The sequence below is a fragment of the Nitrospinota bacterium genome (assembly GCA_029881495.1).
In the GTDB taxonomy this organism is placed as follows: Bacteria; Nitrospinota_A; UBA7883; order JACRGQ01; family JACRGQ01; genus JAOUMJ01.
In genome coordinates, this window is sequence record JAOUMJ010000069.1 from 1 (window position 1) to 2027 (window position 2027).

General features: G+C 49.5%; 3 protein-coding genes. 1 reads left to right on the plus strand and 2 read right to left on the minus strand.

The window, feature by feature from the left end; translation table 11 throughout:
- A partial coding sequence (locus OEY64_13345) for a branched-chain amino acid transaminase (protein MDH5543928.1) occupies positions 1 to 873 on the minus strand: 873 nt, incomplete at its 3' end.
- A gap of 150 nt (positions 874 to 1023) precedes the next feature.
- Between OEY64_13345 and OEY64_13350 the strand changes: the two genes are divergently transcribed.
- Positions 1024 to 1368 (plus strand): 4a-hydroxytetrahydrobiopterin dehydratase, encoded by a 345-nt coding sequence (locus OEY64_13350; GenBank protein MDH5543929.1) that lies wholly within the window; start codon positions 1024 to 1026, stop codon positions 1366 to 1368.
- A 319-nt stretch (positions 1369 to 1687) separates the two neighbouring features.
- Here the strand turns inward: OEY64_13350 and OEY64_13355 are convergent.
- On the minus strand, positions 1688 to 2027 hold a 340-nt coding region (locus OEY64_13355), incomplete at its 5' end, for a hypothetical protein (protein ID MDH5543930.1).

Below are 2027 nucleotides of genomic sequence, written 5' to 3' on the forward strand. Positions count from 1 at the left end.
TAGAGCGTTGAAATATACATCCTGGATCTTTGAGGTTATCGGGCCGCGTTTACCGGTTCCAACCTTTCGGCGATCAATCTCACGGATAGGTGTCAGTTCTGCGGCTGTTCCGGTAAGGAACGCCTCATCGGAGATGTATATCTCATCCCGCGGGAAGTGTTGCTCTTCAACCGTGATACCGAGGTCGCGCGCTATCTCTATAACGCTTGCGCGTGAAATCCCCTCCAGTACCGAAACCAGTGGCGGTGTTTTTAAAATCCCGTTTTTTATAACGAAGATATTTTCACCGGAGCCTTCAGCTACGTTGCCGAACGGGTCAAGAAGGATCGCTTCATCGAAACCATTGCGTATCGCTTCCTGTTTCGCCAGAACCGAGTTGAAGTAAACCCCAGTTACCTTTGCTTTTGTCATTGCGATGTTTGGGTGGTGCCTTGTAAAGGATGAGATGGCAACCGAGATTCCGTTCTCCAGCGCCTCCTTGCCAAGATAGGTGCCCCATTCCCAAGCGGCTATTGCGGCATGTACGGATAAACCGGTCGGATTCAAACCTCTGCCTTCGGTGCCAAGCCAAACGAGCGGGCGAATGTAGCACTCTTTCAATCCGTTTTCGCGGATGGTGCTTTTTGTCGCTTCGGCAATTTCATCTTTGCTAAAGGGGATGTCATATCCCAAAATATGCGCGGAGCCGAAAAGCCGGTCAACATGTTCCTGGTGCCGGAATATCGCCGGACCTTTAGATGTGTTGTAACATCGAACACCTTCGAATACTCCGGTTCCGTAGTGTAGAGAGTGTGTCAGCAGATGAACGTTCGCATCCCCCCAAGGGACAAGCTTTCCGTCCATCCATATTAGTTTGCTATTTGGTGCGCTCATAAAGACGAAAGTTTATCTTTGAAGTCCCACGTTGTCAAACAGTCTGTTACTGCCGTCGCGTCTTATCGCTGGAATAAGGGGATATCAGCTGTGTTGGTGTAAAATATAGGAGAAATATGGTTTTCTGAAAATTAATATGAGGATAAGAAAATGACAGAGCAAAATATGGCATGCGCTCTTACCGATAAAAAGTGTGTACCGTGTGAAGGGGGCGTCCCTCCAAAAACTGAAAGCGAAGCAATGGAGTTATTAAAACAGCTTGATGGCTGGCTGTTGAATGGCGGGAAGATCGAGAAGAGTTTTGATTTCAAGGATTTTTACGAAACGATTGAATTTGTCAATAGTGTCGCCTGGATATGTAATAGAGAAGGGCACCATCCCGACTTGGAAGTTTCATATAACAAATGCAAGGTGATTTTCTGGACCCATGCGATAAGCGGGCTTTCGGAAAATGATTTTATCTGCGCCGCAAAGGTCGACAGACTTTTCAAATAGCTGTTTGCTACGCCCGTGATGAGGATGCTGTGACTGTCATCTCGATTAGTCAGGTGATTCAGAAAGAGTTTTGTCACTACCGTGAAAAGGGGCTCCAGTCCTGCACTCCAATAAAAGAATAAAACTCTGGATCCCCGCCTGCGCGGGGATGACAGGAAAGCGGAGAGATTGCTTCACTATGCCCGCAGTGACGCGAGCCGATGACGCGACAAAAAAAAAGGGTTCCGCGGTCTCCCGCGGAACCCTATTATTAGCGAAGGTCACAACCCCCGCCCCTCCTTGTTAGAGGAGGGGAGCAGGGCGCGCCTAATGTACTTTTCTAGTTCCCTCTCCTCCATGCAATGGTGCCGAAGCTGAATGCGAGTACTAGCGACAGCAGGCCCGCATGTTTAGGATACTCAAGCGCGTAAACCATTGGTGCAAGACCGGCCCTTACAGTCGATCTGAGCATTGGTGATTCAGCTATGAAGTCCGCAACATATGGGGAGTAGGTGTAGTAGAGGTCTACGAACGCTCTTCCTGCCTCACTGTTGAGGAGCACGGTATCACGGAAGTTGCGTAGAGTTTCGACATGCGGATCGAGGTAACTGCCGTATGCCGCGGTAGCTATGAAACAGCCGCCATCGTCGCCGCCGCCGTTGTCACAGCCAGGCTGACCC

Excerpts from the sequence above, each read along its gene's own strand:
- OEY64_13350 (MDH5543929.1), top strand. The coding sequence starts at position 1,024 with ATGACAGAGCAAAATATGGCATGCGCTCTTACCGATAAAAAGTGTGTA.